4 protein-coding genes are annotated in these 6,000 nt (G+C 39.9%); 1 reads left to right on the top strand and 3 read right to left on the bottom strand.

What is annotated here, in order from left to right; translation table 11 throughout:
* Positions 1 to 678: 678 nt before the first annotated feature.
* Positions 679 to 951 (bottom strand): hypothetical protein, encoded by a 273-nt coding sequence (locus NI462_RS11610; protein ID WP_044112807.1) that lies wholly within the window; start codon positions 949 to 951, stop codon positions 679 to 681.
* Between the two features lie 530 nt (positions 952 to 1,481).
* A complete protein-coding gene (tyrS, locus tag NI462_RS11605; protein WP_004647151.1) occupies positions 1,482 to 2,696 on the bottom strand; it encodes a tyrosine--tRNA ligase in 1,215 nt (404 codons plus the stop codon).
* Positions 2,697 to 2,776: 80 nt separating this feature from the next.
* On the opposite strand from tyrS, the gene NI462_RS11600 reads away from it, so the two are divergent.
* Complete coding sequence (locus NI462_RS11600; RefSeq protein WP_253160698.1) at positions 2,777 to 3,904, top strand: anhydro-N-acetylmuramic acid kinase; 1,128 nt, start codon at positions 2,777 to 2,779, stop codon at positions 3,902 to 3,904.
* Positions 3,905 to 4,006: 102 nt separating this feature from the next.
* Here NI462_RS11600 and NI462_RS11595 read toward each other — a convergent pair whose 3' ends face one another.
* The gene (locus NI462_RS11595) at positions 4,007 to 5,299 is read right to left on the bottom strand and encodes a lytic murein transglycosylase (protein ID WP_253160696.1); all 1,293 of its coding nucleotides are present in this window, start codon (positions 5,297 to 5,299) and stop codon (positions 4,007 to 4,009) included.
* Between the last annotated feature and the right edge of the window lie 701 nt (positions 5,300 to 6,000).

The raw sequence follows: 6,000 nt of genomic DNA, 5'->3' as shown, positions 1-6,000 counted from the left end.
TAATTTCTACCATCAATCAATGAAAATAATTTCGATCGATCAACCAGTAAAAATCCACACAAGTTGTTCTTCATAATCTCTTAATGATCTTTCTAACACCTCGTCAGTGCTAGAAGCTGGACTTCGATAAACTCAACAACTCCGCCATTCTGCTTCGTTCGTTTCCATCTATCTCGTCGGTATGGGTGCATTCTAGAGGATTTCAGAATCATTGCAACCCCCAATTCACTATATTTTTCACGTATGTCTTTTTTTTCTACAAAAATTGCTAAAAAATCGCTTTTTTATCTAATTTTTAAGCGTTTTTATTTAATAAATGCACTAAACACGTCATTTTATTTTTATAACTGAAAATTCATTTAGACCTAAAAGCTATCACAATAATCGTTAAAATAGTATTTTTAGCCTTTTAACATTGAAATCTTGTCTTTTATTTAAATTAGCACGTCAAAAGAAAACCAAAATTAATCTATCTCGCTCAGTAAGCCGATCTAAACCCTAGACTCCTTAATTTGTGAGTTATTTTTTACGTAAAAAGCTTTTATAAAAGCCTATTCTTAGGCTGCTATATAGAAGAGGGATTCATTTTTTAGTTTTCGAATCCCAAAACCATGCTTAGATCACTTATATATAGAAGATAAAGCCTGTTATTTTGCATTAAGCGACTTTTTCCTGTTTTTACTGTCCAAGCCAGTGTTGCATAACTTCTACAATCATGTCTTTCTTACCCTGATAATCCTCGGCAACAAAGAATAATTTCGCGCGTCGCGGTAACTGCTCTTCAATCAGGGAAAATAAAAAGTAATGCGCGGCCAGATCAAGCTGCATAAATAAAGTATAGACAGATCTATAGATTTGCTGTTTTTGTTCGACCGGCTGGTATTCAAATAAGAACCGTAAAATGCAATCGATCTGTTCATCAAAAATATCTTCTGTTGGATAGCGATACATTCAATCACCTTTGTTTTAATTTTTTATGTTTTGCTCTTTTTTCACAGTCAATTGAAATGAACTCATTCTTAGAGGTCATTCACCTAAGCCCAATTTGCTAGTTAATTTTAAGTTTAGTTGCTCAACGAGAAGAGTAGGCATGCAGATTTATATCTTGATTACGCAATCAGAATAAATAAAAAAGGAAGAGATCTCTCCCAAAATCTCCTCCTTAGAATTGAATCTTTACCCGATCCATTATGTCATTATTATAGTTATTCGCTTTAAAGCTTTTAAAAAGAGCCTCTTGGAAAAGAGACTTTCTCAGTTGTGGAGTACTATTATTTTTACTACCCTCTAGATGCTCTAAACGAATTCTCTAGATGAATAAATCCTATACATAATAAAGATGAAAAGCAAGTGATTTGGGAAAAATTAACTCTTGTTTTCATAGGGTTTTTTTTGACTTTACTTATTTGATTTTTAAATATAGAACATCAATAAAAAAAGCAGACCTAAGCCTGCTTTTATTTCAATAACTTATCCGATTTTTAGTCAACAAAAGTGACTTTAGCAATTGCTTTTTTGCTGGCTTGAACAATCAAAGTTACGTTCTCTTTCACAGAATACGTTGTATCTACAGTCTGCCAATCCACTTTCACTGCGCCACGGCCTAATGCATCTTTAGCTTGGGCTGCATTTTTGGTTAAGCCTGCCTCACGTAAAATCGAGGTAATAAAGATTTCACCACCAAACTCGCCACGTGAAATGGTTACTTCTGGCGTACCTTCGGGTAATTCACCTTCAGTAATGATATTACCCGCACCTTTATGGGCATTGGCAGCCGCTTCTGCACCGTGGAAACGCTCAACCAGCTCCAGCGCAAGAATCTTTTTGACTTCTTGAGGATTACGGCCTTCTGCCACTTCTTTTAACAACTGTTGAATTTCTTCAATGGTTTTGAAGCTCAGCAGATCAAAATAACGCTCAATCAATGCATCCGGCATTGAAAGCACTTTTTGGTACATCGCGCCTGGTGCATCAAATACACCAATATAGTTACCCAAAGATTTAGACATCTTGTTGACGCCATCTAAACCTTCAAGAATTGGCACTGTGATACAGACTTGTGCTTCTTGATTATAACGACCTTGTAAGGTACGCCCCATCAACAGGTTAAAGGTTTGGTCTGTACCACCCAATTCAACATCTGCTTCCAGCGCAACAGAGTCATAGCCTTGTACCAATGGGTACAAAAATTCATGAATCGCAATTGGCTGCTGGTTGTTATAACGCTTGGTGAAATCATCACGCTCCAACATACGCGCAACCGTTTGCTGTGATGCCAATTGAATTAAATCAGCCGCAGTTTTTTGCGCAAACCACTCCGAGTTAAACACCACTTTGGTTTTGTTGGGATCAAGAATTTTAAATACTTGTTCTTGATATGTTTTAGCGTTCTCTAAAACCTGTTCACGTGACAATGGTGGACGTGTTGCGCTCTTGCCGGTCGGGTCACCGATCATCGCAGTATAGTCACCGATCAGAAACAATACTTCATGACCCAAATCCTGGAATACTTTTAACTTATTAATGAGAACCGTGTGGCCCAAGTGCAAATCAGGCGCAGTCGGGTCAAAACCCGCTTTAATTTTTAATGGACGATTCAATTTTAATTTCTTGAGAAGATCTTCTTCAGAAATAATTTCGTGGGTGCCTCGTTGAATGAGGGCAAGTTGTTCTTCAGCCGGCAGGAAATTTGACATCACAAAATCCAATACATCAGTTACTCAATTTGTGCGATATACTAACACTTTTTCAGCATATTGCAGGCTTAAGAATAACCATGACAGCGATCTATATTGGGGTAATGACCGGCACAAGCATGGATGGTGTCGATATTGTTGCTGCTTCTTTTGATCCACTCCAGCTTCATGCCACACTCACTTTGGCATTTGATCCTAACCTTCGGGATGAGCTGATGGCACTGACTTTGCCGGATGACAATGAAATTGACCGTATGGGTAAGGCCGATGTTGCACTGGCACAAATGATTGGTCATGGTATTAATACGTTGATTGAAAAAAATAACCTGGATAAATCCAGAATCAAGGCGATTGGCTCGCATGGCCAGACCATCCGGCATCGTCCTGAACATGGCTTCACGCTGCAAATTGGTGACCCGAATATCATTACTGAAATTACCCAGATTCCGGTGATTTCAGATTTCCGTCGTCGTGATCTGGCGGCAGGTGGTCAGGGAGCACCTTTAGTTCCGGCATTTCATCAGGATATTTTCCAGCATGACAGCATTCACCGTGTCATTTTAAATCTGGGCGGTATTGCGAATGTCAGCCTGCTGCCTGCCGGGAAGCCTGAAGAGGTGTATGGTTTTGATACTGGACCGGCCAATATCCTGATGGATGCCTGGTGTGCCCGTTATACTGGTCAGCCTTTTGATGAAAATGGCAACTGGGCAGCCTATGGCACCCCGATTCGCAGTTTACTTGATCGCTTGCAGTCACACGAATTTTTCTCCAAAGAGCCTCCGAAAAGTACTGGTCGTGAAGATTTCAACCTGGAATGGCTGGATGAACAGATTGCTGACTGGCGCAATGACCTGCAATACGATGAACTGGAAGATACTCCGGAAAATGTACAGGCGACTTTATTAAAGCTCACCACCCGTGCCATTAAAAAAGCCATTTACCGCTCCGGCATGGATACCGGACAAGTTTTTGTTTGTGGTGGTGGTGCCTATAACTCACATTTACTCGAGCAACTGCGCTGGCGCCTGCGCAAACATGAATGGAGCGTACAAACTACCGCCGATCTGGGCCTCAGTCCGACCTGGGTAGAAGCTACTGCCTTTGCCTGGCTGGCCATGCGTTTTATGAATCAGCTGAATGGTAACCTGCCAGCAGTCACTGGTGCTGCTGGATATCGCGTCCTCGGTACCATTACTGCAGTCTAAGCCATCCTAAACAATATTATTTCCATGACTATATAGTTATTGGAAAGATAGTCATTAAAAAAGGTCTGCAAAAATGCAGACCTTTTTTAATTTTCAATATTTTTATTGCATCATGCGTTTGGCATTTTCATTTCTAAAAGCACGCAGAATCTGCTGACCAGCACGACCTGTTGGACTCAAGCCCAAACGCTGTTGTTCCTGACGAATCGCCTGACGGGTTTTATCACCAATCAAACCATCCACCGCACCAATGTCATAACCTCGACTCAATAAAAATTGCTGAATCTCACGACGTTCTGCACGAGAAGTCCCCGGATCATCGGTGGGCCATGTGGCCGTAAAACTACCTTTACCTTGCAGGCGATCGGATAAATGCGCAATCGCCAAGGCATAACTTTCTGCCGCGTTATAGCTATAAATGGCATCAAAGTTTTTAAATACCAAAAATACTGGGCCACTCGGGCCTGCAGGTGCAAGCAATCCGGCCTGAGAAGATTGCGATAAATTTCCTTGAACCAATGCCGAACCATCGGCACGAACCACTCCTTGATTGATCCAGCTACTCAAGGATTTTTTATTTCTTCGGCCTTCACCGGAAACCGACATGCCTTGCGGAATCTTGACTTCAAATCCCCAAGGTTGTCCGCTCTGCCAGCCACGCTTGCTTAAAAAATTGGCGGTCGATGCCAGTGCATCCGGAATGCTGGATACCAGATCACGTCGGCCATCTCCATCAAAATCAACTGCAAGTTCATCATAAGTCGATGGCATAAACTGGGTATGACCAAATGCGCCTGCCCAGGAACCCTTTAATTGTTCTTCACGCACATCGCCACGCTGTAACAGTTTCATGGTGGTAAAAAACTCACCACGGAAATAACTCTGGCGACGACCTTCACAGCTCAAAGTTCCTAAAGCCTGTAATAAAGGATATTTCCCCGAAATATCACCAAAATTACTTTCGACACCCCATACCGCAACTACCGTTTCTGCAGGTATACCATAGGTGGCAGCAACACGATTGAGCACCTCACGATGTTGCTGTAATTTTTGCCGGCCGAGCTGAACCCGTTCTTCATCCACCAAACCAGACAGATAATCCCAAATTGGGGTAGAAAATTCAGGCTGGTAATTCAGGCGTTCAATCACTGAATAATCCGGGTTTAAGTTCTGGGTATAACGATCATAGGTACTGCCGCTTACACCTCTAGCAACAGCTTGACTGCGCAAATTAGCGAGACAGTTTTGAAAATTATTTTGGGAGGCATAATTCGGGATATTTGAACTAGAGGTCAAATCAGTCGGCGTGACACGTTGACCATTAATAATAAGTTCAGCCTGTGCCTGTGAAGCAGCCAAGACCACAAAACCAATAAAAAGTGCAAGCCGTTGCATAAGACCCTTGAATATTTAGATTTTGAATTATGCTTCTACCTTAGCAGCTCATGATGAAAATTAAAGCGCCAATGCGTAAATTTAAATTCATAATTCCTACACTTTTAAATTCATTTTGTAATCTTTAAATTTGAACACGAGTTATCCACAAGCTTGTTTTAAATTCAAATCAGCAGGATTTTTAAATTTAAATTCAAAACATTTGGAATTATTTTTGAATTTAAAAAATTACTGGGGATAACTTGTTTCAGGAAAAGCGAGTCATGATCATCAACATGCTCTAATTACACTCATTTTTGTTTTAAATTCATTTGAATAATGGGCTAATATTTTTAAATTCAAAAACTTTGAATTCATTTGTCCAATTTTAAATTTGAATTGATATTTTTTGAATTTAAAAGCGCAAGTTTAAATTCAAAGTTCGATTTAAATTTGAATTTGTTTTTATGAATTTAAATTCAAAACCACTTTCTAGTTTTAAATTCAAACTTTGATTTCAGGCTTATCTACAAGTGAATATGGCAAAATTCAGCGGTAAATAAGATTTTATTGAATTGTTATATTTATACTCAATTGATCAGTTTATAAGCAATTGATTTAAAAACCGATCCGACCAATGGCAGGCATTTTTAAAGAGGCGCAATCATGCCTGAAAGCAGACAAATAAAAAAGCGATCACCGAAGTGATCGCTTTTTTTATC

The sequence above is a fragment of the Acinetobacter lwoffii genome, assembly GCF_024129715.1.
Taxonomy (GTDB): Bacteria; Pseudomonadota; Gammaproteobacteria; order Pseudomonadales; family Moraxellaceae; genus Acinetobacter; species Acinetobacter lwoffii_U.
The sequence above is the reverse complement of the archived record's forward strand: the minus strand, read 5'-3'. Positions and strand labels throughout refer to the sequence as shown.

Coding starts and splice junctions, on each gene's coding strand:
- NI462_RS11610 (WP_044112807.1), bottom strand. CDS start 951: ATGTATCGCTATCCAACAGAAGATATTTTTGATGAACAGATCGATTGC.
- tyrS (WP_004647151.1), bottom strand. CDS start 2,696: ATGTCAAATTTCCTGCCGGCTGAAGAACAACTTGCCCTCATTCAACGA.
- NI462_RS11600 (WP_253160698.1), top strand. CDS start 2,777: ATGACAGCGATCTATATTGGGGTAATGACCGGCACAAGCATGGATGGT.
- NI462_RS11595 (WP_253160696.1), bottom strand. CDS start 5,299: ATGCAACGGCTTGCACTTTTTATTGGTTTTGTGGTCTTGGCTGCTTCA.